Here is a 24,292-nt window from a genome sequence, read left to right on the forward strand (position 1 = left end):
GAACTCCAGGTCCCCAGGCATCCAATCGGTGCCGGGCGTCAGGCTCAACCCATCGAAGCCCTCGCCGCGGTACCGGGCGCCGCCACTCGACGACCAAAGACAATCAAAGCCACCATCCCACTGCAGCACTCTGTATCCGCGGACGTTCATCGCCTTCCGATCCGAATTCGTGCGGTCCAAAGCGTCGAAGCTCGTATCGGTTGTCTTCGTCACCGGCTATGCCAGTGGCCCGCGAGACTCGGCGAGGTCGCACAGGACGGAGATGAGCCGGCCGCGCCGGTGGGCCAGTACCGGCTGACCGCCGGGATGGACCGAGGAGACGACGAACTCGCCCCTCTCGGCTTCCGACGTGAGGAAGCCCAGCAGGTCGGACATCGACCTCGAGATCACAACCTTCCGATCCTCGTCACGTCCGAAGTTGATTACCTGACCCGGCACACCACCCGGTCCTGGAGCGAGATCCGGACCCAGGTAGTTCGCCTCCATGCTCTCCTTCAAAATCGGCAACCACCCGGCCGCCGAGTACTCCGACTGAACAGCCTCCGCCGGAACCGATTCGGAGAAAGTACTCAGGGCCTGCAGGTCCGCGTCAGACGTCTCCGCTCGGATCGACGACCACATAGCCCATTCACTCAACGACCTCTCCACCCCGAGAAACACCAGCCCGCCGATCGTCCCCCCGCTGGGCTCCGGACCAGCTTCACCATCGTGGATCCTCCAAAGCTGCCCCAACTCACCAGGCAACTCGGCCCCGACAGCGTCCTCATACCGATCGAGCGCAGCGTCCTCCGCCGGACCTCGGAACGCGCCATCCAAACCCGGCACAATCCCCCGAAGCCAGGACCGATAAGCCACAAGGAATGAATTCAGGTCCATCATCAAACCCCAGCTAGCTCAGCGATGGGCATCAACTGTAGGTAGTTGTCGACAAACTCCGCGGAGCCATTGCCCGAATAGTTCATAGAATTGCTCCTGTCAAATAGATCCCCGTCGAGCAGCGTGCTCCAGCGCGACCGATTCAGCGTCATGCACCGGGCGAAGTCCACTGAGCGTCTGGCTGATAATCGGCCGCGTCCTCATAGACTAGTCTTGGAACTGGCAGGCCCGCATAGGTCGGCAACTTTCTCGGACGGCCGGGCGGAAGTACCGGCGCCAACACCTGAAACACTCGCCTCATCGCTTCATCATCGTAATCCTCGAATAACTCTGTGGCGCGGAGCAACGCACCGCCATACGCTCCTGGACTACCTTCCACATGCTCGTACAACACGTGTTGCCACCCATCCCCGTCGAACAGGTTGCCACAATTAGTGTTGACTGTTCACCATTGGTCAGGCGGTTTCGCCGGGCTCTGTCCACCGGTCGTCGACGAGCGATAGAGGGCCGCGATGACCGAAGTCCCGAGGTCTGCACCCCACCGCAGGTTCGAGATGATCGGCGAGTCGATCGGCGGGCTGATGAAGATATCCCCGCGTTGACTGCCTTCGTGGGCCCAGACCCGAACGTCGCCGTTGGCCGGGGTGAGTTCAACCGACACCTGCAGGGACTGGGTATACAGCGTCCGCCACTTCACGCCGCCCGCGAACTCCAAGAACTCGTCCAACTGGTGCGTCGGCTCCGACGTGTCCTCAGCCGCCTCTGCCAGGGCGGCCGACACCACCGCGCCGATCTCGTCGGGCGTACTGGCCGTCGGGATCCGCGCGAACGGCTTGACCGTCGGCCAGCCGTCGCGTGCCCTGGTGAGCCGAGCACAGTGCATCAGCAACTCGCCTCGGTACTGATAGATCGAGACGAACGCGATCGTCCTGAGGTCTTCCCGCCGCACGTCGACCCAGTCGTCCTTGGTTCGCCAGGACGTGTCCCCGTAGTGGTCATCGATCGCACTTGCCAGCAGGGGGCCGGCTCTCAACTGACTCGCCCGACCATGAGCCGCCGTATCCCAGGCAGCCCGCGGCACCTCATGCAGTACTGCGTCCGTCAGCTCGTCATCCGGACTCGCCAACAACTCCTCGACTGTCCGGTACCAACGCCCGAGCACCTCCTCGTCCCCGAACTCGACAGCACGCCTCAGGACGTCGCCGACCAGGATGTCCCGCGTCAGCGCATTGGCGACGTACCAATCCACGGGCCCGGACACGACCACGTTGTCGATCGCTCCCCGGTATTCCGGAAACCGCTCCTTCAGGTAGGCGGCATACCCGGAGAGCCGCGGCACGGCAGGCTCGCAGCCGTGCGCACGCAGATCAGCGCCCGTCGCGGGACCGGCGTACCGGCAGACCAGCGACCACCAGCGGGACCCCAGCAGGTACGGCGTGACCCGGATTCCGGCGGCGTCCCGGACCTCCTGCTCCGGACACGAAAGCATCGCCTCCAACACCTCGAAACACCGGCCCACGAGCCCCAGGTCAGTCCCATCCCTCAACGCAGGCTCAAAAACCGGCCACCAGAACGCCAGCGACACATATCCGTAGGTCCGGATCGCCGGATCGTCCCGATACTCCAGCCGAACCTCCTCGACGGCCTCGGTCGACTCCGGCAGAACCTCGACCAGATACCGCGGCAGATCCTCCGTGCTCTTCAGCACCGTCATTGTTCCGCCGCCTCAGCCCGACTGAGTAGCTCCGGATCGATCGCCAGGTAACCAATCCGTCCCGACGAGTCGCGGACCCGATCGGTGATCGCCTCCAGCTCGCTCCATTGGTCCTGCAACAGCGACTGAACGGCAGACCGGCCGCATCCAGCAGAGCACCGAATCCCCCATTGACGACGAAGCCGGGAAATTCGGTCGCCGTCACCGGAGTCGCCTCCTGGCCGCGCGTCCGCGCGAGTTCCCATCTGACCACGTCACGGTCGGTGACCTGCAATTTCACCCCTGTCACCCGGCGCAGCGGCGCAGGCATCGACGGGTCAGGCGGCTGCTCCCACTGAACGACTGCCATCGACACTGACCTCCAAGAATATCGAGGGCCGGTCCTCCGACCCACTGCCGCCGCGGCCCGGCTGTCTCTTCGGCATGGACCGTCCGTTGACCGTCGCGGTCCGGAAGGCTGCCAGCACCGCCGTTCCGAGATCGGCCGCATCCCGCCAGTCCGGCACAGACAAGGATTCACCCGGCCACCAGTCGACCTGCGGATCACCCCGGTCAGCCTTGTGAACCGGCCAGATCGACAGGGCCTACGAATCTGCCCTGCCCTGCAGATTCACCGTCAACGACTCCGCGTAGAAGGCCACCCAGTCGGCGATACCGGCGAACGACAGGAACTCGTCCACTTGATGCCGAGGATCGTCATCCATCCTCCGCGGCAGGACCTCCAGCATCTCCGCCACCGTGGCCCCGACGCGATACGCACCGCTGCGAGCAGGCATCCGCGCAAAAGGCCGAGTCAGCGGAACCGAGGTCCGATCCCGCGTTTGCCTGGCGGAGTGCAGCAGAATCTCGCCGCGGTACAGATAGCCGCTCACAATGAGCGGCACCGACAGCTTGTCCTCGTACTCCAAGCCGAACCCACCGACCTTGCGTCGCCACGACGCTCCGACCGCGGCATCCAGTCGGGGGCTCTCAACAACGGCCCCGCCAACTCCTGCGTCCACCGCGCCCGATCCGTCTTCAGCACCACCGGCTCGACATAGTCGACGAAGATTTCCCGCAACGACTCGTCCGGACCGCCGAGCACCCGCTCGACGGTCTCGAGCCACCGACCGAGCAACTCCCGGTCGCCGGTGCTCGCCCCGGTCACGAAGATCTGGTCGACGAACACCTCGGCAACCACCATGTCCGCGGTCACCACAGCAGGGTGGTTTCGACTTCGTACGGTCCAGATCGTCGCCAGATAGTCAGAAAAGTTCTGCTCCAGATAGCCCGGAAGCGATTGGCAGGTCAGCGGTTCGTTCATGATCGCAGTAGTCCTGTGGTGACGAGGTGGGTGCGGAAGCGGGCCTCCTCCTCAGGCGAGAACTCCGAGAGGGCAGCACGATCAGGGTGCGGCCGGCTCGGAGGATCCAGTACTTGCGAGTGCGGCGGCCCGCGAAAGCTCGCCCACGAGTAGAACCAGCTGTTCACCTCAGTGCGCCTTGCGATCCCGGTGGCATCGATCAGGGCAGCGTTCTCGTCAACTCGGCTCTCGGTGCTGATCCACCCCAGAAGCCCGGCGGAGCTTGTTCCATGGCGTGCAGAAGGTAAAGCTCACCGATCTTGTAGACGCCAGCCAGCTGAGATTGCATCAGCCGGTCACGGTGCTTGTGCTGAAGGCGGTGCGCAGTGCCAGGCCGAGGGCATCGGAGTCTCGCCAGTCCTGGATCTTCAAGGGCGCGCCCGGCCGCCGGGCAACGGAGCCTCCGAGGTCCTTCACTCGCGGCCAGACCTGCGCTTCGAAGGTCGCTACGGTGGCTGAGATATCCACCGACACCGACGCTGTGTAGAAGGTCAGCCAGTCCGCTACGCCGACGAATTCGAGAAATTCGTCGACCAGGTGCCGCGCGGCCGGCGGCGGAGTCTCCTTCAGCTCCAGCAGCATCCCGGCGACAGTTCCGCCTAGCGACGGGGTGTCGATACTCGCAACCTTTGCGAACGGCAGCGTAGTCGAGTAGGTGCCATCCGGCACCTCCTGCCTGGCGTGGAGGAATATCCCGTCCTGGTACAGGTACGCCGCGAGGTGAAGCTGACGAGCCGCAGGCGGTGGATAGTCGTCGCCGAATCCATCCTTCTGGGTCCGCCACCACGGCCCTCCGGTGGACTCATCAAGCTCGGACAGCAACCTCGGACCGCCGTGCTGTTGAGCCGAGCGGGCCCAACTATCGGTCGACAGGACAGCAGAAACGATCCCGTCGATCGCGGCCGGACGTAACAACTCATCTGGGCTGGCCAGCAGGTCCTCGACGATCGCATAGCAGAGCACAACCATCTCCTCGTCGCCCGCGAGGACAGCAGATCGGAAAGCTCCGTACAGGAACACATCCCGCAGCAACGCAGTAGCCGTCAACCACTCCGGATTCCCGCGATCCACTTCCCTGCGTACATCGGAAACATAGTCAGGAATCTTGCTCGCCAGATAACCTGGCAAAGTTTCAGACGCCACCTTCTCCGGAATGCTCATAAATTCCTTCTCACGACACCGGAGCCCGGCATTGAAGAAACAGGTTCCCGCGCCAGGGTAGAGCATCTCGTCGAGGTCCGTAGGTTCACCGCAGGCCTTGTACCCCTCAAGGTACATCGGGATGTCCAGGGCCACCCAAAGCCACACCAAGCGTTCGTCCGAGGATATTGAACCCTGGCGCGCACCCCAGGAACGTTCTCTTGGGATTGCGCGGATGCTCGACCTTGAACTGGGATCCCGTCTGGGCAGACACGGACTGGTTCGCTGCGAGGCCTTCGACGTTTGCATCGCTCGGCCCGACGATCACGGACGATACCTGCGTCGCACAGGCGCTGTTCCCCCGCACCTTGAAGTTCCAGGTCTCGTTGATCAGTGGAACAGGAGGTAAGCCTCGGGAATCGATCCTGTCGCTGGCCGGTACGTCGCGCGACGTACCGGCGCCACCTCACGCCCGTACAACGCCCAGCATTCACGATCCTCCGGCCGAGCCGTTCCGATACGTTTCGATCATCTCCAGAAGGCGCAGAAGCGCGCCGCGATACAGCTGATCGTCCTTGGTCCCCGCTGACTCCCCTGACGAAATCTTGGACACGTCGGACTCGGCAGCGGATCTCAGCGCCTCGAGCATGTCAGCAGCCAGCTGCTGTTCCCGCAGCTCAAGTGCCACCAGGTTATTGGCAAGCCCGACCTGCAGCCAGTACGTCACATCAGAGCGAGGGCCGGCATGAACATAGGCCTCCTCCACCAGCGCCTCGAAGATCCACCCGGAGACCATCCAACTGCGGCGCGAGTCGAAGGAGATTCCCCCCGACATCAGAACCCCACCCTCACAATTTGCTGCTGGCCCCCCGTCGGACGACGGTTTACATAATTTGACACCAATTCAACCCGAGGGGGCGCGTAACCAGTCATATCTATCACAGTGAAGCCATTTCCCTTACGGAGGTGATGATCAATCGATCGAAAGAACCCAGGTGAACGACGAGCCGGTGGCCGCGTCGTTCTGGTACTTGTACCCGCCGCCGTCCGCGAGGGTCGACGTTCCGGCGAGTCATGCGCCGACCATCGACGTCTTGCTCGTGTAGCTGTCGTCGACACACGCCATGTTGTAACCGAGCGTGCCGAGCGCGCCGTTGACGGGCGAGTTCCAGTTCACCGTGGACTCGGTCCAGGGCAAGGCCGCCTGCCGGACCTCCAGTTGCACGGCGTTGGCGTTGGTCTGGAACGACTGGTCGAAGTACAACTTCAGCTGGGCCGCGTCGATCGGGGTGCCTGGCGGGACGCTGGACAGATCGAACTTCAGCAGACTCCGGCGTTTGGCCGAGGCGGTCGTACCGGCGTACAGACCGGTGATGCCGCCGCAGTTGGTGGTCGGCGCGCCGGAGTCCACCATCGCGTCCTGGGCCTGTTCAGGCGCCGGTTCGATGGCGATCGTCGGATCGATCACCACCGGGAACTGCCGGTCGGCGCTGTTCAGCCAGCCTGCGTCCGCGCTCACAGTGATGTCGATGTTCGCTCCGCGCTGGGTGACGGTCTGCGTCACCTTGTCGCTGAAGGCCTTCCCGTACGGCGACGCCGCGTCGTCCCGGGCATCGGTCATGAACAGCCGCGGCATCGTGAACAGCGGCCGGCCGACCCCGCCCTGCGGGGAGAACACGATCGAGCCGTCCGGCTGCTGCGGCACGGCCTTCACGCCGGCCAGTTTCAGGCTGAAGCGGTACGTCGGGTCGGCCGGCGCCGACGCCAGGACGATGCTCTCCTTCAGCTGGTCCGGCCCGACCTGGTAGACCAGATCGGCATCGCCGAACACGTCCGGGTAGGTGACCGTGTCGCCGGAAATCTTCGGCGTCAGAGCCTTCGAGCCGGCCGGAGCGCCCAGGGTCAGTCCACGGCCGTCCAGGTCGAACCGGACGAGCTGGTCGGCCCGACTCGGGCGGGCGCGGCGCGATACCGGCGGCGCGAGGTGTGGTGGCCATGAGCCGGAGCACGTTCGGTGTAATGGTTCTGACTGCGTGTATCGGACTGCCGGGTAGGCTTCGAGGCGAGTAAGATCCCGCGCTTGTGAAGCCCTTCCCCGCCCGGAAGCCGGTTTTCGTGGACTCGTCCGGGCATCGTCAACGCAGGATTCGTCGACTCGGGCTCGTCGTCGCCATCCCGGTGGTCGGGTATCTGGTGCTGCTGGCCAGCAGCGTGCTGGGCGGACCCCAGGTCGATACGCCGTTGATCCCGCTGCCGGAGGCCGCCAAGCAGCAACCCGCTCCCACGGTCAAGACCACCCAGCAACCGGCGGAAACCCCCGAGCCCGGCGACCCCGCCAGTACTTCGGACACGACCGCGCACCCGGTCACCGAAGAGTCGACCACTCCCTCACCGGGTGACCGGTCGACGCCCTCGGCTCCCACTGCGACCCCGACCGCCGGCACCAGCGCGACGCCGACGGTCGCACCTGTGCCGCCGGGAGGAACACCCGGGCACGGTAAGCCCACCACCGAGCCGCCCGGACGCACCAAGACCCCCGGCAAGCCGTGAGCCGCGCCCGCCGAGCACGGCAGGTCCCGCTACGGACTCACTGGGTCATGCTGACGGTGCTCCTTGTCTGCCTGTCAGGCGCGCTGCTCCTGCACGGGTATACACATCACCTCTACGGCACAGCACCCGACGGCGCGGCCACGGCCGGCGGCCCGCACAACGCAGTACCGGCTGCCATCGCGAATGGTGGGCCGGTCATCGACGCTGGGACCGCGTCGGCCCGGTCGGCGCGGCCCAAGCCGCGGACGATCGCGATCACCTTCGACGACGGCCCGGATCCGGTCTGGACCCCGAAGGTGCTCGACCTGCTGAAGGCCCAGAAGGTCAAGGCGACTTTCTTCGTGATCGGCACCGAGGTCGCCGCGCACCCCGAGCTGGCCCGCCGCATTGTCGCCGAAGGTCACCAAATCGGCCTGCACACCTTCACGCACGCGAACCTCAGCACCATCCCGGACTGGCGGCGGTCTCTGGAACTGCGGCAGAGCCAGTTGATCCTGGCCGGTGCCACCGGAGTCAGTACGCCGCTGCTGCGGCCGCCGTACTCGTCCGGGCCGAGCGCCCTCACCAACGCCGACTGGTCGTCGATCGAGTGGGCGCGGCACGCCGGGTACCTGACGGTGCTGACCACGCTGGACAGCGAGGACTGGCGGCGCCCGGGCACGGCACAGGTGATCGCGAACTCCACCCCCAAGGGCACGGCCGGCCAGGTACTGCTGATGCACGACGCCGGTGGCGACCGCACCCAGACGCTGGCCGCCCTGCAGAAGCTGATCCCCACCCTCAAGGCCCGTGGCTTCCGGTTCGCCACCGTGAGCGACACCGTGGCCCTGCCGCAGCCCGTCCAGCCGGTCGGTGTGGTGGAACGCAGCCGCGGGATGGCCGTGATCGGCGCGATGCGGTTGAGCGACGGCACTCTTGATGTACTCGGCTGGCTCCTGTACGCCGCGGGCGCCCTGAGCGTGTTGCGCGCGGTGGCCACCGTGATCGCCGCGAAGCGGCATGCGCGCGAGCGGTACTGGTCGTGGGGCGAGCCGGTCACCGAGCCTGTCACGGTGATCGTGCCGGCCTACAACGAGTCTGCCGGGATCGAGGCGGCCGTGCGGTCACTGGTCGCCTCGGACCATCCGGTCGAGGTGATCGTCGTGGACGACGGCTCGAGCGACGGAACCGCGGACGTGGTCGAATCGCTTCGCCTCCCCGGCGTCCAGGTGATCAGGCAGCAGAACGCGGGGAAACCGGCCGCGTTGAACACCGGCCTGCAGGCGGCGTCGTACGAACTCGTGGTGATGGTCGACGGCGACACCGTCTTCGAGGAGGACGCGGTACGGATGCTGGTCCAGCCGTTCGCCGACCCGTCCGTCGGGGCCGTCTCCGGTAACGCGAAGGTCGGCAACCGCAAGGGCCTGCTGGGCCGCTGGCAGCACATTGAGTACGTGGTGGGCTTCAACCTGGACCGCCGGTTGTTCGACCTCGCCGAGTGCATGCCGACCGTGCCTGGTGCGGTCGGCGGGTTCCGGCGGAGCGCGCTGCAGCGCATCGGCGGGCTGAGCGACGTGACGCTGGCGGAGGACACCGACCTGACCATGGCGTTGTGCCGTGACGGCTGGCGGGTCGTCTACGAAGAGCGGGCTCGCGCCTGGACCGAGGCGCCGGCCAGCCTGGGCGCACTGTGGCGGCAGCGGTACCGCTGGTGCTACGGCACGCTGCAGGCGATGTGGAAGCACCGCGGCGCCTGGGTCCAGCGAGGACAGGCCGGCAAGCTCGGTCGGCGAGGACTGACCTACCTCCTGCTCTTCCAGGTACTGCTCCCGCTGCTCGCGCCGGTGGTGGACGTGTTCGCGCTCTACGGACTCGTCTTCCTCAACCCGCTGCGGGTGGGTCTGGTCTGGGCCGGTTTCATGGCTCTGCAGGTCGGAATGGGCCTGTACGCGTTCCGCCTGGACGGCGAGAAGCCCGGCCCGCTGTGGAGTCTGCCGCTGCAGCAGTTCGTCTACCGGCAACTGATGTACCTGGTCGTCAGCCAGTCGGTCTTCACCGCTCTGGCAGGCTCGCGCCTGCGCTGGCAGCGGATGGAGCGCTACGGAAGTCTCGCTGTCCCGCCCGCCTCGCTGACGTCACCCGCTGAGGGCGGCGACCGCAGGCGGCGGGAGGGCTCGGCGGCAGGGCGGCGGTCGAAGGATTTCCCTGGTTCCCGGACTTTTACCGGCTGATCGCTTCCGGATCCGGGAATCCGCTCGCATGATTCCGGGCAACCGGCCGCCCGCCCTGCGGCCCGACCTCAGGAGCGCGTCCCATGCGATCTTTCACCCCCCGTCCCCGCGCGCTGGCGGTGCTGCTGGCCGGCACCGCGCTCGCCTTCAGCCCACTCGGTGGGTCAGCGACCGCCAAACTGCCCGTCGACCAAACGGCCGGCGTAGCCGACTGCTTCACTCCGAGCGGAGCCTCGGCCAAGGGCGGTCATGGACCTGACACCCGCGACATCTCCGCCGCCGAGCAGAAGGCGATCGAGGCCCGCACCGCCCAGCTGCTCAAGGCCAAGGCGGGGCGCGGCGTCGGCGTACCGCAGGGTGCTCTCGCTGCCGCCACCGTGCCCGTCTATGTCCACGTGATGCGCGACGCGGCCGGCAACGGCGACGTCACGGACACGCAGATCTCCCAGCAGATCGCGGTGCTGAACACGACGTTCGGCGGCCAGGAGTCGTCCGCGGCGGCCAACACCGGCTTCACCTTCTCGCTGGCCGGCACGTTCCGCTACAACAACAACCAGTGGCACCAGGACAAGCAGAGCTCCACCTACCGCAAGCAGACCCGCAAGGGCGGCGCGAACGCGCTGAACATCTGGCTGGTCGACTTCGCCTACCTGGGCATCGCGACCTTCCCGTGGGACTACGCCCGGCAGCCAGGCATCGACGGGATCCGGGTGCACTACACCTCACTGCCCGGCGGTTCGGCGACGAACTACAACCTCGGTGAGACCGCCACGCACGAGGCCGGCCACTGGTTCGGGCTCTACCACACGTTCCAGGGCGGTTGCACGGCCACGAACGACGAGGTTGCCGACACCCCGGCCCAGAGCAGCCCGACCAACGGCTGCCCCACCGGTCGTGACTCGTGCTCACTGCCCGGCCTCGACCCGATCCACAACTACATGGACTACTCCTACGACTCCTGCTACAACCAGTTCACCCCGAACCAGAGCACCCGGATCAGCGACATGTGGACGGCGTACCGCGCCTGACGAACTCTGGTACCGCCCCGGACCGCGTCGCGGGGCGGTACCAGCCGTCAGACGATGTAGCGGTCGCCCGGATGCACGACGCGGAGCCAGCAGCAGCCGTACGGCGCGACCGGGTGGCGGAGGGTGCCGTCGTTGTCGATCGGAGTGGTCTTGCCGGTCAGCAGGTCCGCGACCTGTACGCCGACGCCGGTGCCCGACACCGCGAGGGTGACCTCGGCTCGCTGGTCCGAGAAGTTGTGCAGCGCGATCACCGTGCCGCCCTCGTAGTCCGATCGCTGCGCGAAGACCGACGGCGACTCGTGCTCCAGGATCGTGTACTTCCCCCAGGACAGCTCGGGGCACTCCCGGTAGGTCTGGGCGAGCAGCTTGATCCAGTTCAGCAGCGAGTCCGGGTCCCGCCGCTGGTCCGCCACGTTCACGTGCTCCGGCGACAGGTCGCCCTCGACCACCGGCCCGGCCAGCTTGTCCGGATCAGCAGTCGAGAACCCGCCATTGGCATCTTTGGTCCACTGCATCGGAGTCCGTACGGCGTTGCGCCCCTCCGCCGCCAGGTTCTCCCCCATGCCGATCTCCTCGCCGTAGAAGAGCACCGGCGTACCGGGCAGTGAGAAGAGCAGGCTGTAGACCAGCTTGATCCGGTTCAGGTCGTTGCCGAGCATCGGCGGTAGCCGGCGCCGCAGACCACGTCCGTACAGCTGCATGTCCTCGTCCGGTCCGAAGGCGGTGAACACCTCCTGCCGCTCCTCGTCGGTCAGCTTGTCCAGCGTCAGCTCGTCGTGGTTCCGCACGAAGGTGCCCCAATGCGCCTCCTCAGGCGGATCGGGACGCTCGCGCAGCGCCTTGATCAGCTCGCCCGGCTCGGAACGCGCTAGCGACAGGTACAGCTTCTGCATGCCGATGAAGTCGAAGCACATCGTCAGCTCGTCGCCGTCCTCGTCACCGAAGAACTGGCGGGTGTCCTTGTAGGGCAGGTTCACCTCACCGAGCAGCACCGCCTGGCCGTCGCGCCGGTTCATGAACGCGCGCAGGTCGCGCAGGTAGTCGTGCGGGTCGGGCAGGTTCGCCGCGTCCACCGCACCCTTGGTCTCCAGCAGGAACGGCACCGCGTCCACCCGGAACCCGGACAGCCCGAGCTGCAGCCAGAACCCGATGATCCGCATGATCTCTTCGCGGACCTCGGGGTTCGCGATGTCGAGATCCGGCTGGTGCTTGTAGAACTGGTGCAGGTAGTACTGCCCGGCCTGCTCGTCGTACTGCCACAGGCTGGTCTCCTGGTCCGGGAACACGATCCCCTGGTCGGCGTCCGCCGGCGGCTCGTCCCGCCAGACGTACCAGTCCCGGTACGGCGACTGCCGCGACGACCGGGCGCTCTGGAACCACGGGTGCTGGTCGGACGTGTGGTTCACCACCAGGTCCGCGATCACCCGGATGCCGCGGTCCTGCGCGAGCGTGATCAGCTCGACCAGGTCGCCGTGCGTGCCTAGCCGCGAATCGACCCCGTAGAAGTCGGTGATGTCGTACCCGTCGTCGCGATCCGGCGTCGGGTAGAACGGCATCAGCCAAAGGCAGGTGACGCCTAGCTCTGCGAGGTGGTCGATCCGCTGGGACAACCCGCGGATGTCACCCCGGCCGTCCCCGTCGGTATCGAAGAAGGTCTCGATGTCGAGGCAGTAGATGATCGCGTTCTTCCACCAGACGTCGGCGGTCTCTGTCAGCCTCACGGGCGGGTCACCTCCAACTGGGGCAGCACTTTCTCGCCGAACATGTCGATGAACTCCGACTGCTCCTGGCCGACGTGGTGCACGTAGATCCCGTCGAACCCGAGCGCGGCGTACGAGTTGAGCCAGTCCGCGTGGCGGCCAGGGTCGGACGAGATCCGGACGGCCTGGTGCATCGCCTCGGGGCGGACATGCTCCGCGGCCTGGTCGAACGTCTCGGCGGTCTCGGTGTCCCAGCAGAAGGGTGGCGCGAAGACGTTGGTCCGCCACTGGTCGTGCGCGATCCGCAGCGCCTCGTCCTCGTCGGCGGCGTAGCTCACATGCACCTGCAGGTTCACCTTGCCGCGTCCACCGTTGTCCTTGTACGCCGCGATCACCTGGCGCAGGTGGTCCTCCTCGGCGGCGACCGTGATCAGCCCGTCGGCCCAACCGGCGCACCACTCGGCGGTCTTGGTGGAGACCGCGGCGGCGAACAGCGCGGGTGGTTCCGCAGGCCTTGTCCAGAGGCGCGCGCGATCGACCTTGATCAAGCCGTCGTGGCTCACTTCCTCGCCCTGCAGGAGTTTTCGCATCACGTCGACGCACTCCTCGAGGCGCTGGTTGCGCTTCTCCTTGCGCGGCCAGCCGCCGCCGGTGATGTGCTCGTTACTCGCCTCGCCGGTACCGAGCGCGGCCCAGAACCGGCCCGGGTACATCGACCCGAGCGTGCCGATCGCCTGAGCGATGATCGCCGGGTGGTACCGCTGGCCTGGCGCGTTGACAACGCCGAAGGACAACCCGGTCGCCTGCAGCGCGGCGCCGAGCCACGACCAGGCGAACCCGGACTCGCCCTGCCTCACGCTCCACGGGCTGAAGTGATCCGAGCACATCGCCGCCGTGAAGCCTGCTTGCTCGGCCCGCACCACCGCTTGCAGCAGGTCGGCGGGTGGGACCTGTTCGTGCGAGGCATGGAAGCCGTAGACAGTCATACCTCCCCGTGCCCATCCCAGCGCCCAGCTACACGCTGCCTTCTTGCGAGGGAGCCGCTTCACCCGCCGGAGGGAGCCCTCCGTCGAGTTGCTCGCTGACGCTGGTCTCCATGAACTCACTGGTCGGAACGGCCCGTCGCTGGCCTGACTGGGCGCCGCGAGCAGCCCAACTCTGGTCAGTCTTCTACGGCGCCCTCGCGCTGCACTGGTTGCTCGGCGGACGCGCCGGCTTCCCGATCGCCAACGTCCGAGGCGATCCGCCCGGCGGCTCCATCACCGCGGCGGTGGTGGCCGCTGTGTTACTGCTCGGCTGCGTCGCGGGAATCCTCTCGGCTCAGTCCTCGTCACCCCGTGCGACATTCGCTCTGGTCATCGCGACCGGCACAGCCGCCGTGGGCACCTTCGGACTGGCTGTCAGTGGCGTGGGGATCATCGCATCCGGCAAGGTCGAACGACCACTCGCACTGGTCGCACAACTCGCCGCGCTCGTCGGCGCCCTGTTGCTCTTCGCGACGACTCGGGTGCAGTCGCGCCGCCGACGATCCCGCTGCCCGCGCTGCGGTGGCTGTCACCCTCTGGCCCTACGCCCCGCCGCACCCCTCGTCCGGAGGCGCTCGAGCCGCGCGTCCACCCGCACCCGGCGTACGGCGTACCTGCTCCTGCTCGGCTTGTTGCCATGGGCAACCGTGAAGGTGGTGTGGGGATGCGGCGGCGACGCCCTCGGCGTGACGTCCTCGGAGTGGCGCACCTCAATGGACGAAAGCGACCTGTCCGTCCTCAGCCGCCTACTGGAACACTTCGGCCTCGACATCACCGTCCTGGCGGCCCTCGTAGGCGTCCTCCTGGTCCACACCCTCCTCCACCGCTGGGGCCTCCGTCTCCCACGCTGGCTCCTGCTCCTCCCCGCCTGGATCGGCGGCGTAAGCCTCACCCTGTATGGCGTCCCGCTAACCGTCTGGGGCTCGCTGACATTAGTGGGCGTGGCTCCAGCCTCTGACGACCCAGACCCGTTCACCCCAACCGGCCTAGCCTGGATGATCCTCTTCGGCGGCCTAGCCTTCACCACCCTAGGCACAGCCCTAACCCTCGCAGCCCGCTCCTACCACCGCAGAACCCAACCCACCTGCGCCCCACCGCCGCGGTGACGACGAAACACCCAAAGAAGACCTGGTCATCCACCCGGAAACCGTGAACCGGTACGCGTACTGACCCGGTCAGGGCCCCAATCGGGCCGCGAGACCGTCGAGCACGCACTCCAGGCCGAACGCGAACTCGCCATCGGGGTCGAGTTCCTCGGCTTCGAGGACGCGGCGGGCGAGCATCGGGTGCTCGCCCGCCGCGAGGACCTCGCTGATGTAGGGGCCGACGCTGCGCTGCCACTGCTCCTCGGTCAGGCCGGTGCGCTGCTCGGCGCGCCGAACGGCCTGCTGGGTGGCCACCGAGCCCAGCACGTACGCGTGCACAGCGCCGAGCGCCTGCGAGGCCAGGGTGATGTCGGGCGTGAGCGCGACGGCGGCGCGCAGCGCGGATTCGGACCGCCGCAACGAGTTGGGGCCGAGCGAGGGCCTGCCCGCCAGTTCGCCCGCCAACCACGGGTGCCGCAGCAGGGTCTCGCGCAGCGCGTGCGCGACCGCGGCCAGGTCGGCGCGCCAGTCCCGCGCGGGCTCGGGGAGCGGGTCCTCGCCCTGTGCCGCGTCGACCATCAGGTCCACCAGTTCGTCGCGGTTGGTGATGTAGCGGTAGAGGGTGGCCGTCCCGGAACCGAGGTCGCCCGCGACCCGGCGCATCGAGACCGCGGCCAAGCCCTCCGCGTCGGCGACGGCCAGCGCGGCGGCCACGTACTGGTCCACTCCCGGCGCGCGCCGGCGCGGTTCGGGGCGCGGCCTGGTCCACACCGACGAGGGAGCGGGTTCGGTCATCGAGTGGTTCCTTTCCTCGTTGACCGGCATCCTACCTTCTGGCTACGCTGTAGCCATGACGAAGACAGCGTATCCAGAAGTGCCGGTGCTCGTGGTCGGAGGCGGCAGCGTCGGGCTGCTCACCGCGGCGCTGCTCGCCCACCACGGCGTCCCCGCGGTGCTCGTCGAACGCCGGTCCGGGCCGTCGGTCCACCCGCGCGCCACCGGCATCGGGTCGCGCACCGTCGAGGTCCTCCGCGAGCTCGGGCTCGACACCGCCGTCGACGCCGTCGCGGTCGACCTCCGGGGCGCCGCGGGCAAGGCGGTGGCGCGGACCGTCGTCGAGATGGGCGCAGGCGACGTCGTGACGGTGCCCATGCCGACCCCGTCCGCCGCTGAACTGGACACCACGCCGTTCAGGCTGCGCGGTGTCTGCGCGCAGGACCGCCTCGACGCCGTGGTGGCGGCCGACCTGGCGCGCCGCGGAGCGGATCTGCGCTGGTCGACCCGCCTGGTCGGCATCGCGCAGGACGCCGACGGGGTCGACGTCGAACTGGAGGGGCCAGACGGCCGCTACTCGCTGCGCTGCGCGCGCGTGGTGGCCGCGGACGGCACGCACAGCGCCGTGCGGACCGCGCTCGGCGTGGGCACCTCCGGGGCGGGCGACCTGGGCAAGTCGATGATCAACATCCTGTTCCGCGCCGACCTCCGACTCCACCTGCGGGGGATGTCCTTCGCCACCTGCACGATCACCACGCCGGAGGCGTCCGGCCTGCTGGCGACCGTGGACGGGGAGACGAACTGGGTCTTCCACGTCTCCTGCGACGTGGACGGGGGCGAGCGCCCCGAGGACTTCACGCACGAGCGCTGCGTCGCGGTCGTCCGCGCGGCGGTCGGCGATCCCGACCTCGACGTCGAGGTGCGCAGCGTGCTCCCGTGGCGGCCCCGGAGCTCCCTGGCCGACCGCTTCGCCGTCGGCCGCGTGTTCCTCGTTGGCGACGCCGCGCACACCGTGTCACCTCTGGGCGCGTTCGGCCTCAACACCGGCGTCGCCGACGCCCACAACCTGGCGTGGAAACTGGCCGCCGTCCACCACGGCGAGGCAGGCGCCGGCCTGCTCGACACCTACGCGCAGGAGCGCGAGCCGGTCGCCGCGGCGACGCTGGACCAGGCGATGCGCAGGCTCGCCGACCCGGAGCTGCACTGGGGGCGTGGACCCGAGGCCGACGCCGCCAGGGCGGCGGCGGGGGTGTGGGCGGCGCCGGTCGTGCACCTCGGCCAGCGGTACGACTCGGCCGCCGTCGTCGACCCGCGGCCGGAACTCCCGTCCACGGTGGACCTGGCGGTGGCGCTGGACGGGTCGCCAGGTTCACGGGTGCCCCACGCGTGGGTCGACGGGGTCTCCACGCTCGACCTGGCCGCGTCCCGGTGGACCCTGCTGGTGGGCACCGCGGGCGACCGGTGGCTCGCCGCCGCGGCGGACGTCGGCCTACCGGCGCACCGGGTCTCCGCACCGTGGCTGTCCGACGACGGGGCCCTGCTCGTGCGACCGGACGCGATCGTCGCGATGCGGGTCACGGCACCGGTCCCGGACCCGGCGCGGTTCCTCGCCGACGTCCTGGACCAGGTGCTGGCCAGGCCGGTAGGCGGTCTCGCCGTTGGAGAGCCAGCGTGCGTCGATGTCCGGCTGGCATCCCACGAGCTCGCCGGCTGATCGACTCAGCGCTGGGAGTTGGCGTTGGACTGGTCCACCAGGGCTGTGGCTACGGTGCGGAGTTTGGTGTTGCGGCTTTGGGAGAGGCGGACGAGGAAGGCGAAGGCTCGGTCGGAGTCGACCTGGTAGCGCTCCATCACGATGCCGACGGCCTGGCCGATCACGTTGCGGGTGGCGAGGGCCTCGGTCATGGTCTGGTCCTGCCGGGCCCAGCCCATCGCGACCGCGATCTGGCCGGCGAACATGCTGCCCAGCTGGACCGAGTCCTGGTCGATCGAGTTCGGTTCGAGCGCGTAGAGGTTCAGCGCGCCGCGGACGTGCGGTTCGGCGCGGAACTGGAAGGCGACCTGCGAGCCGAAGCCGAGCGCCGCCGCCTTCGGGCCGAAGTCCGGCCAGCGCGGGTCGGCCGCCAGGTCGTTCACCGCGACGATCGGGTCGTCCAGCGCCGCGTCCAGGCAGGGACCCTCGCCGAGCTCGTACTGCAGGTGGTCGGCGCGCGTGACCAGCAGGCCGGTCGGCGCCAGGGTCTTGATCTCCCGGTCCTTGGTGGTGATCGAGATGCTCGCCTCGATTATGCCGGGGATCGTGTCCGCCGCACTGCGGGTGATCAGTTCCAGGGTCTCGTCCAGGTCCATCGGCGACTGTAGTGCCGCAGCCACCTCGGACATCACCTCAGCGACCTCGAGATGCAGAGACTTCGATTCCGTCATAACGCAGCTCCTCGGGAGAAGCCGATCCCCCCGGGTCTCGGCACGCCTTGGGCCCACCGTGGTACCCGCCACCAGTGTGCATCAGACGCCGAAAGAAAGTGCTGCACCGCCGGGACCCCGGACAGCGGGCGACCCCGGCGCTGTGAAATTCAACGCCGGGGCCTGGAGCTTGCAGACCCTCGAGTGCCGACAACCTCCTGGCTCTCAGGTGCCCTTACCGACCAGTCCTATTCATGCCTCGCCGCGCGATATCGCACGAGCCGCCCGGCCACGCCTCAGCAGGGCGTGACTCCCGTCACAGAAGGGCTTCAGTGCGGACCGGTCGCAGCGACACAGGGCGATCGTGCCGCGCCGCGGATCGATCTGTTCGCCGTTCTCGTCCTGCAGTTCGAAGTCGCCGCGGACCAGCAGCGGCCCGTCCGGATAGGCCCGGATCACCGTCGGATCTGTCATGGGCCGACCGGTACCCAGGCGGGAATCCGCGGTTTTGATCCGGGTACCGGACGGCCCGACCCCTCGAAGGAGCAGTAACCATGCTTTTACCCCCGGCCCGAGGCCCCTTGAGCGCCTGGCTGATCGGCCACCTCACCGGCCGGCGTGAGCCCATGCCGCGAGTGATCACCACGGCCGAGCCCTGGTCGGACGAGGACCTCCAGCTCGCGCTGTGGTGCTGCAACGAGCTGAGCTACCGCGGCTTCGACGACGCACCTCCGGACGCGGAGTGGGATCTGCGCGTACTGGAGTTCCGCGCCCAGCTCGAAGAACCCTGGACCCAGTGGTTGCGCGCGACCTGCACCCCGTCGGTGACCATCGCCCCGGCATCCCGGCAACTGCGCGAGTTGATCGACGCCGACACCGGCGCCGCGCCGGCAGCGTACCTGCATCGGCATGCGGAGCTCGGCCAGTTCCGCGAGTTCGTCCGGAACCGATCGGTGTATCAGTTGAAGGAGGCCGACCCGCACAGCTTCGGCATCCCCCGCCTGGACGGCGCGACGAAGGCCGCGCTGGTGGAGATCCAGGCCGACGAGTACGGCGGCGGCAGGCCCGCGCGAATGCACGCCGAACTGTTCCGTACGACGATGCGCTGGCTGGGGCTCGACGACAGCTACGGCCGCTACGTTCCCGAAGTACCGGCGGTGACGCTGGCCATCTCGAACGTGATGTCGCTCTTCGCCCTGCACAGCCGCTGGACCGGCGCCCTGCTCGGACACCTCGCGGCGCTCGAGATGACCTCCACCCTGCCCAACCGCCGGTACGCCGCAGGCGCCGCGCGGCTGGGAGCCACCGAGGAGCAGGCCGCGTACTTCACCGAGCACGTCGAGGCGGACGCTGTGCACGAGCAGATCGCGGCGCACAACCTGTGTGACAGCTACGTCCTGGACCATCCGGGAGCCACGGCCGACATCCTCTTCGGAGCTCAGTGCTCGCTGACTCTCGACAACCTCTTCGCCGACCACCTGCTCACGAGCTGGGGTGTGACCGAGACTCAGCACCGTGCCGCCAGCTGAGTCACTTACCGCGCTGGGACGGGCACGTGGAGTAGGTGTTCGTCATGCTGCTGCCCTCGCCGGGATCCTCGTGCTTGGCGTCTACACAGACATCGCTCCCGCCGCGAAAACTCTGACCGCGCAACTGCGCTGATGCCTAGTGGACGGCCACCAACCGTCCTAGAGTCGGGGCTGCCTGGGGGACTACGCCGCTGCAGATCCAAGGGGCAGGACATGAAGCGAATCACGGCAGTTCGAGCCGCCGCTGTCGCACTGATGCTGGTCATAACCGTGGGCGCCGCACCCGCCGCCGTTTCCTCCCCTCCCCCTCCGCCGGCCGCCCCGGTCGAGGACTGCGGTCACACCGACGCCACGAGTACCACGCTGCTCGGCCGCGGTGGTCAGCGTGAACCCGACCTGGGCGAGGTGCACGAAGACCTGCCGGCGAGCGCGGTCAACAAAGCCTCGAAGAACTTCAGGGCGACCGTGCCGGTCTACTTCCACGTCATCACCGACGGCTCGACCGGTGCCCTGACCGCCACCCAGATCGCGACACAGATCGCAGTACTCAACGCGACCTTCGCGGGTGCCGAGGGTGGTGCGCGAACCGGCTTCAGCTTCACGCTGGCCGGCGTCACCCGCACCGACAACGCGGCCTGGTTCGCCGCGAAGCCCGGCGGCGTGAACGAGGACAGCATGAAGCGCGCGCTGCACCAAGGCGGCCCGAACGCGCTGAACCTTTACACGACCACAGCCGGCGACTACCTCGGCTGGGCCTATCTGCCCGACATCGTGACGAAACCCGGCAGGGCCTTCCTCGACGGCGTCGTCATCGACTGGGAGTCGCTCCTGGGTGTGTCGACCACCTACGCGGGCCGCTACGACCAGGGCGAGACCGCGACCCACGAGGTGGGTCACTGGCTCAACCTCGAGCACACCTTCTTCGGCGGCTGCAACGCCAAGGGCGACTTCGTCGACGACACCCCGGCCCAGAAGGTGCCGACCGGCGGCTGTCCGGAGGGCAAGGACACCTGCCGCCAGCCCGGACTCGACCCGATCCACAACTACATGGACTACTCCTACGACACCTGCTACACCCAGTTCACCCCGGGCCAGGCCCAGCGCATGGGCGACGCCTGGCTCCTGTACCGCGCGGTCTAGGCGAGCCATCGCCGACACCGGCCGGCACAGGTTCGTTAACCGGAAACAATCCTCCACAGATCGGCGTCAATCCCTCACCACGCGGATACAGCCAGGAAACACTTTGTTCTTACCTTTCTAGGCAGCTACCCCCACCCGCCTAGTGAGGAGTGCAAATGGCCCAGACCCGACGGCAGTTTCTGCAGCAGGTCGGTATCGCCGGTGGTGCCGGTGTTCTCTATTCGACAATGGGAGCGCTCGGGCTCGGCGCCGCGGCCGAGACGCCCGCGTTCGCCGCGCCGACCCGCAACGACCTGAACGGTCGCAGCAAGAAGCATGTGGTGATCCTCGGCGCCGGGATCGCCGGCCTGACCTCGGCGTACGAGCTGGGCAAGGCCGGGTACAAGGTGACCCTGCTGGAGGCCCGTCAGCGCCCGGGCGGCCGGAACTGGACGGTCCGCGGCGGCACCCAGGAGACGGACCTGAAGGGCACCACCCAGCGCGCGAAGTTCTCGCCCGGCCAGTACATGAACGCCGGCCCCGGCCGGATCCCGCAACACCACCTCACGCTCGACTACTGCCGCGAGCTCGGCGTCGCGATCGAGCCGTTCGTCAACCAGAACGCCGACGCGTACCTGTACCGCGAAGGCACCACATCCCTCTCCAACAAGGCGATCCGGCATCGCACGGCGAAGGCCGACGTCTACGGCTACGTGTCCGAGCTGCTCGCCAAGGCCACGGACCAGGGCGCCCTCGACAGCAACCTGACCGCCGCCGACAAGGACGCGGTGATCGGCTTCCTGCGCAGTTTCGGGGCCATCGGCACCAAGACCAACGGCTTCGCCTACACCGGGACCGACGGCCGCCGCGGCTACGAGGTCGAGCCCGGCGCCGGCCTCGAGGGCGGCACCACGGCCTCGCCGTACGCGCTCAGCGACGTGTTCGCCAGTGGCGTCGGCAACTACTTCTCGTTCGAGTTCGGCTGGGACCAGGCGATGATGATGTTCCAGCCGGTCGGCGGGATGGACCGGATCCCGTACGCGTTCGAGAAGGCGATCGGCCGGGAGAAGTTCGTGTACGGCGCCAAGGTGCTCGGGCTGCGCAACACCTCCGACGGTGTCGAGGTGGTCTACAGCACGGGATCCCAGCCGCGGGAACTCAAGGCCGACTACGCGATCTGCGCGCTGCCGCCGCACATCGCCGCCACAGTGCCGTCCAACCTGCCCACGGACATCATCGCCGCGCTGCAGTACGCCCGGCCGACGAACGCCGGCAAGCTCGGCATCGAGTACTCCCGCCGCTGGTGGGAGCTCGACCACCGGATCTACGGCGGCATCACCAACAGCAACCTCGACCTGGTGAACACCTGGTACCCGTCCACCGGCTTCCACGGCGACCGCGGCACCGTGATCGGCTACTACAACACCGGCGCCAACGCCACCGCGTACGGCGCCCTCAGCCCGGCCGCCCGGTTCGAGCGAGCTGTTGCCCAGGGCACCAAGATCCACGGCGACGTGTATTCCAAGGACATCAACGCCTCGTTCTCGGTGGACTGGGCCAACACGGAGTACTCGCGCGGTTCGTGGGTCGGCTGGCCCTCGCAGATCGACGGCATCTACGCGAAGCTGCTCGATGCCACCGGCAACATCTACTTCGCGGGCGACCACCTCAGCCACACCATCGCCTGGCAGCATGGCGCAATCGTCTCCGCCCGGGCGACCGTGACCTCGCTCCACAGCCGGGTGATGACCCGATGAAGCGGAAACTCCTCGCCGCTGTCGCGGTCGTCGCCCTCTCCTTCACGACTGGAGCGGCTGGAGCGACCACAGCCGCCGGCTGGTGGGACAGGCCGAAGCCCCCGCAGCCCGGCACCGTAGTACCGGCTCTTCCTGCTGGGCAGGCGAATCCGATGATCGCCAGCGGGGTCGGGATCGGCGCGAACACGCCCATCTACAAGACCAGCGGCCTCGGCCCGAGCGCGCTGAACGCCGGAGCACCCGCCGGCAGCGAGGCGGCGTACATCGACACGGTCGTCTTTCCTGGCGGCACTCTGCCGGCCGGCGTCACCATCACCGAGGCGCAAGGTATCAACGCGTTGCGTCGCATCGGTGAGAACCTCGAAGCGGCCGGCCTGTCGTACGAGGACGTCTACACGATGCGCGTCTTCCTGCAGAACCCCGCGGGCGCCGCCACCGCGGACTTCGCCGGCTGGAACCGCGCCTACCGCCAGTACTTCGCCAACACCGACCTCACCACCGGCAAGTTCGTCCCCGTCCCCCTTGGCACGGCAACCCCTGCCAAGCCCTTCTACGTCAACAAGTCCCGCCCGTCCCGCTTCGCCCTCGAGATCGAGAACCTCCCCGTCAACGGCTGGCTCGTAGAAGTAGAAGTAGACGCCGCCTACCCCCAGCGCTGACCGCTCGGCGTCATGAGCACCACGTGGAGCGGTTACAGAACCGCCCCACGTGGTGCAACCTCGACGGCGGAGACGCCCCGCGCATAGAGCACCATGAGCCGGTCGCCATGTCTGCACCGGAGCAGACCGTCGTTGTCGGCAAGCGCTGCAACAGCATGCTCGACGACCTCGTCATCATCCGAGGAGCCGGATTCCTCGTACGTGACATCCAGGTGATCGCCGCTGATGAGCCGGACACGCAACACGATGCCTTTCATGCCCGCAGCGTAGGCGCGTCAGTCACCAACCGCCATCCGTACGCCGCTGGGCAGCCGGGGCGGCGGAGAAGGCAGCCAACACGGCCTCGGGCTGCTCGAAGGCGGGGTCGTCCGCGGCGTCTTCGATGACGTGCATGGGCCAGCCGTAGCGGAGGCTTGCCCTACGTCGAGTGGCGCGTCCCCCAGCCGAGAAGCGCCATGGCCCGGCAGGTCGGGAACAATCACTCGATTCGTCTTCACCAGCTCCGGAACCACCCGAAGCCAGGTGAAGGCGAACTCCCCCGGACCATGCAGCAGGACGATCGGCGGTCCATCACCCCCAGTCAGCACCGCGGTCGAGACACCGGCCAGCATCAGCCGTCGCGCTGTCACCGGGGTCGCCGCCAGCAACTGGTCCCGGGCCCGGTCGCCGTCGCCTGCGCGATCTCTCTTCTCTACCTCGGGCTTGCTCATGGCGATGGCCTCCCAGCAGAACGTCCAGGCTCCGACGCTAGGCCGCGCCGCGACGTGAGCGCATCCGAAGGAATGCCCATTTCAGCCAGACGCGGATGGGTAAGCCTGTGTAGAGCCTGACGAGGCTCGCCCTACCTCATCGGCAACCCGCGGGCGGTTGACCGTGCTTGCGTTCCCGGGAAGAGTCGGGAGCGGATTGAGGTGGTGGGCCGATGGATCACAAGACCGCTCAGGGGTGGCTCGACCGGTACGTCGAGGCGTGGCTGTCCTACGATCCGGGCGACATCGCCGGACTGTTCAGCGAGGACGTCCAGTACCGCTACCACCCGTATGACGAGCCGATCGTCGGCCGAGCCGCCGTCGTCGCATCCTGGCTCGGGGAGGCCGGGTCGGACAACGCGTCCACTCGCGACGCACCCGGCACCTACGAGGCGGAGTACTCCCCGGTCGCAGTCGACGGGGACGCCGTGGTGGCCACCGGCGTTTCGCAGTACCGCGAGGTGCCTGGCGGGCCGGTCGTCAAGGCCTACGAGAACTGCTTCGTCATGCGCTTCGACGGCGCAGGACGCTGCCGTGAGTTCACCGAGTACTTCCTCCGCCGCCCCTGAACGATCCGCGGCACCAGCCGGACCAAGGATGTTCGGAGAGACGTTGACAGTGTCAATATGACA

The 24,292-nt window shown here is 67.8% G+C and carries 23 protein-coding genes and 1 pseudogene; 10 read left to right on the plus strand and 14 right to left on the minus strand.

What is annotated here, in order from left to right; translation table 11 throughout:
- Positions 1–216: 216 nt before the first annotated feature.
- From EV644_RS17315 to EV644_RS17350, 8 genes and pseudogenes are all read right to left on the minus strand, one after another.
- Positions 217–879: an SMI1/KNR4 family protein gene (locus EV644_RS17315; RefSeq protein WP_132333382.1), complete on the minus strand. Its 663-nt coding sequence runs from the start codon at positions 877–879 to the stop codon at positions 217–219.
- A gap of 442 nt (positions 880–1,321) precedes the next feature.
- The gene (locus tag EV644_RS17320) at positions 1,322–2,590 is read right to left on the minus strand and encodes a hypothetical protein (RefSeq protein ID WP_241998286.1); all 1,269 of its coding nucleotides are present in this window, start codon (positions 2,588–2,590) and stop codon (positions 1,322–1,324) included.
- Positions 2,591–2,741: 151 nt separating this feature from the next.
- Positions 2,742–3,080, minus strand: a pseudogene (locus EV644_RS47770) (DUF4241 domain-containing protein); the annotation flags it as partial.
- A 94-nt stretch (positions 3,081–3,174) separates the two neighbouring features.
- A complete protein-coding gene (locus EV644_RS17330) occupies positions 3,175–3,498 on the minus strand; it encodes a hypothetical protein (RefSeq protein ID WP_132189288.1) in 324 nt (107 codons plus the stop codon).
- A complete protein-coding gene (locus EV644_RS17335; RefSeq protein WP_158292850.1) occupies positions 3,459–3,893 on the minus strand; it encodes a hypothetical protein in 435 nt (144 codons plus the stop codon). Before EV644_RS17335 ends, EV644_RS17330 begins: the two co-directional genes overlap by 40 nt.
- Positions 3,894–4,220: 327 nt before the next feature.
- On the minus strand, positions 4,221–5,228 hold the full coding sequence (locus EV644_RS17340) for a hypothetical protein (RefSeq protein ID WP_132189290.1): 1,008 nt from the start codon (positions 5,226–5,228) through the stop codon (positions 4,221–4,223).
- Positions 5,229–5,562: 334 nt separating this feature from the next.
- Positions 5,563–5,907 (minus strand): hypothetical protein, encoded by a 345-nt coding sequence (locus tag EV644_RS17345; RefSeq protein WP_132189291.1) that lies wholly within the window; start codon positions 5,905–5,907, stop codon positions 5,563–5,565.
- Positions 5,908–6,144: 237 nt separating this feature from the next.
- Positions 6,145–6,903 (minus strand): DNRLRE domain-containing protein, encoded by a 759-nt coding sequence (locus EV644_RS17350; protein ID WP_241998289.1) that lies wholly within the window; start codon positions 6,901–6,903, stop codon positions 6,145–6,147.
- Between the two features lie 251 nt (positions 6,904–7,154).
- On the opposite strand from EV644_RS17350, the gene EV644_RS17355 reads away from it, so the two are divergent.
- The 3 genes from EV644_RS17355 to EV644_RS17365 all read left to right on the plus strand — a co-directional run bounded on the left by EV644_RS17355 (position 7,155) and on the right by EV644_RS17365 (position 10,860).
- Positions 7,155–7,622, plus strand: a complete 468-nt coding sequence (locus EV644_RS17355; protein WP_132189292.1) for a hypothetical protein — start codon at positions 7,155–7,157, stop codon at positions 7,620–7,622.
- 47 nt (positions 7,623–7,669) lie between these two features.
- Positions 7,670–9,832, plus strand: coding sequence for a bifunctional polysaccharide deacetylase/glycosyltransferase family 2 protein (locus EV644_RS17360; RefSeq protein WP_132189293.1), 2,163 nt, complete (start codon positions 7,670–7,672; stop codon positions 9,830–9,832).
- Between the two features lie 83 nt (positions 9,833–9,915).
- Positions 9,916–10,860 carry a zinc metalloprotease gene (locus EV644_RS17365; RefSeq protein WP_132189294.1) on the plus strand — a complete coding sequence of 315 codons (945 nt, stop codon included), beginning with the start codon at positions 9,916–9,918 and terminating at the stop codon, positions 10,858–10,860.
- A gap of 47 nt (positions 10,861–10,907) precedes the next feature.
- On the opposite strand, the gene EV644_RS17370 is transcribed toward EV644_RS17365, so the two are convergent.
- Both EV644_RS17370 and EV644_RS17375 read right to left on the minus strand, forming a co-directional pair.
- Entirely contained in the window at positions 10,908–12,581 is a 1,674-nt protein-coding gene (locus tag EV644_RS17370) for an alpha-amylase family protein (protein ID WP_132189295.1), read from the minus strand.
- Positions 12,578–13,546, minus strand: a complete 969-nt coding sequence (locus EV644_RS17375; protein WP_132189296.1) for a TIGR03885 family FMN-dependent LLM class oxidoreductase — start codon at positions 13,544–13,546, stop codon at positions 12,578–12,580. Before EV644_RS17375 ends, EV644_RS17370 begins: the two co-directional genes overlap by 4 nt.
- A 110-nt stretch (positions 13,547–13,656) precedes the next feature.
- On the opposite strand from EV644_RS17375, the gene EV644_RS17380 reads away from it, so the two are divergent.
- Positions 13,657–14,691, plus strand: a complete 1,035-nt coding sequence (locus tag EV644_RS17380; protein WP_132189297.1) for a hypothetical protein — start codon at positions 13,657–13,659, stop codon at positions 14,689–14,691.
- A gap of 69 nt (positions 14,692–14,760) precedes the next feature.
- On the opposite strand, the gene EV644_RS17385 is transcribed toward EV644_RS17380, so the two are convergent.
- Complete coding sequence (locus tag EV644_RS17385; protein WP_199239866.1) at positions 14,761–15,465, minus strand: TetR/AcrR family transcriptional regulator C-terminal domain-containing protein; 705 nt, start codon at positions 15,463–15,465, stop codon at positions 14,761–14,763.
- 55 nt (positions 15,466–15,520) lie between these two features.
- On the opposite strand from EV644_RS17385, the gene EV644_RS17390 reads away from it, so the two are divergent.
- Entirely contained in the window at positions 15,521–17,158 is a 1,638-nt protein-coding gene (locus EV644_RS17390) for an FAD-dependent monooxygenase (RefSeq protein ID WP_132189298.1), read from the plus strand.
- A gap of 5 nt (positions 17,159–17,163) precedes the next feature.
- On the opposite strand, the gene EV644_RS17395 is transcribed toward EV644_RS17390, so the two are convergent.
- Both EV644_RS17395 and EV644_RS17400 read right to left on the minus strand, forming a co-directional pair.
- The gene (locus tag EV644_RS17395) at positions 17,164–17,868 is read right to left on the minus strand and encodes a GAF and ANTAR domain-containing protein (RefSeq protein WP_132189299.1); all 705 of its coding nucleotides are present in this window, start codon (positions 17,866–17,868) and stop codon (positions 17,164–17,166) included.
- A 231-nt stretch (positions 17,869–18,099) separates the two neighbouring features.
- On the minus strand, positions 18,100–18,321 hold the full coding sequence (locus tag EV644_RS17400) for a CDGSH iron-sulfur domain-containing protein (RefSeq protein ID WP_132189300.1): 222 nt from the start codon (positions 18,319–18,321) through the stop codon (positions 18,100–18,102).
- 80 nt (positions 18,322–18,401) lie between these two features.
- Between EV644_RS17400 and EV644_RS17405 the strand changes: the two genes are divergently transcribed.
- The 4 genes from EV644_RS17405 to EV644_RS17420 all read left to right on the plus strand — a co-directional run bounded on the left by EV644_RS17405 (position 18,402) and on the right by EV644_RS17420 (position 22,911).
- Positions 18,402–19,376 carry an iron-containing redox enzyme family protein gene (locus EV644_RS17405; RefSeq protein ID WP_132189301.1) on the plus strand — a complete coding sequence of 325 codons (975 nt, stop codon included), beginning with the start codon at positions 18,402–18,404 and terminating at the stop codon, positions 19,374–19,376.
- A 213-nt stretch (positions 19,377–19,589) separates the two neighbouring features.
- Entirely contained in the window at positions 19,590–20,516 is a 927-nt protein-coding gene (locus EV644_RS17410) for a zinc metalloprotease (protein WP_158292851.1), read from the plus strand.
- Between the two features lie 155 nt (positions 20,517–20,671).
- The gene (locus EV644_RS17415; protein ID WP_132189303.1) at positions 20,672–22,252 is read left to right on the plus strand and encodes a flavin monoamine oxidase family protein; all 1,581 of its coding nucleotides are present in this window, start codon (positions 20,672–20,674) and stop codon (positions 22,250–22,252) included.
- Positions 22,249–22,911: a Rid family hydrolase gene (locus tag EV644_RS17420; RefSeq protein ID WP_132189304.1), complete on the plus strand. Its 663-nt coding sequence runs from the start codon at positions 22,249–22,251 to the stop codon at positions 22,909–22,911. Before EV644_RS17415 ends, EV644_RS17420 begins: the two co-directional genes overlap by 4 nt.
- 32 nt (positions 22,912–22,943) lie before the next feature.
- Here EV644_RS17420 and EV644_RS17425 read toward each other — a convergent pair whose 3' ends face one another.
- Positions 22,944–23,168 carry a hypothetical protein gene (locus EV644_RS17425; RefSeq protein WP_132189305.1) on the minus strand — a complete coding sequence of 75 codons (225 nt, stop codon included), beginning with the start codon at positions 23,166–23,168 and terminating at the stop codon, positions 22,944–22,946.
- A 665-nt stretch (positions 23,169–23,833) separates the two neighbouring features.
- Here EV644_RS17425 and EV644_RS17435 point away from each other — a divergent pair.
- Positions 23,834–24,229, plus strand: a complete 396-nt coding sequence (locus tag EV644_RS17435) for a nuclear transport factor 2 family protein (protein WP_132189306.1) — start codon at positions 23,834–23,836, stop codon at positions 24,227–24,229.
- The last annotated feature ends 63 nt before the right edge of the window (positions 24,230–24,292 follow it).

It is taken from the genome of Kribbella orskensis, assembly GCF_004342085.1.
GTDB classification, from domain to species: Bacteria; Actinomycetota; Actinomycetes; order Propionibacteriales; family Kribbellaceae; genus Kribbella; species Kribbella orskensis.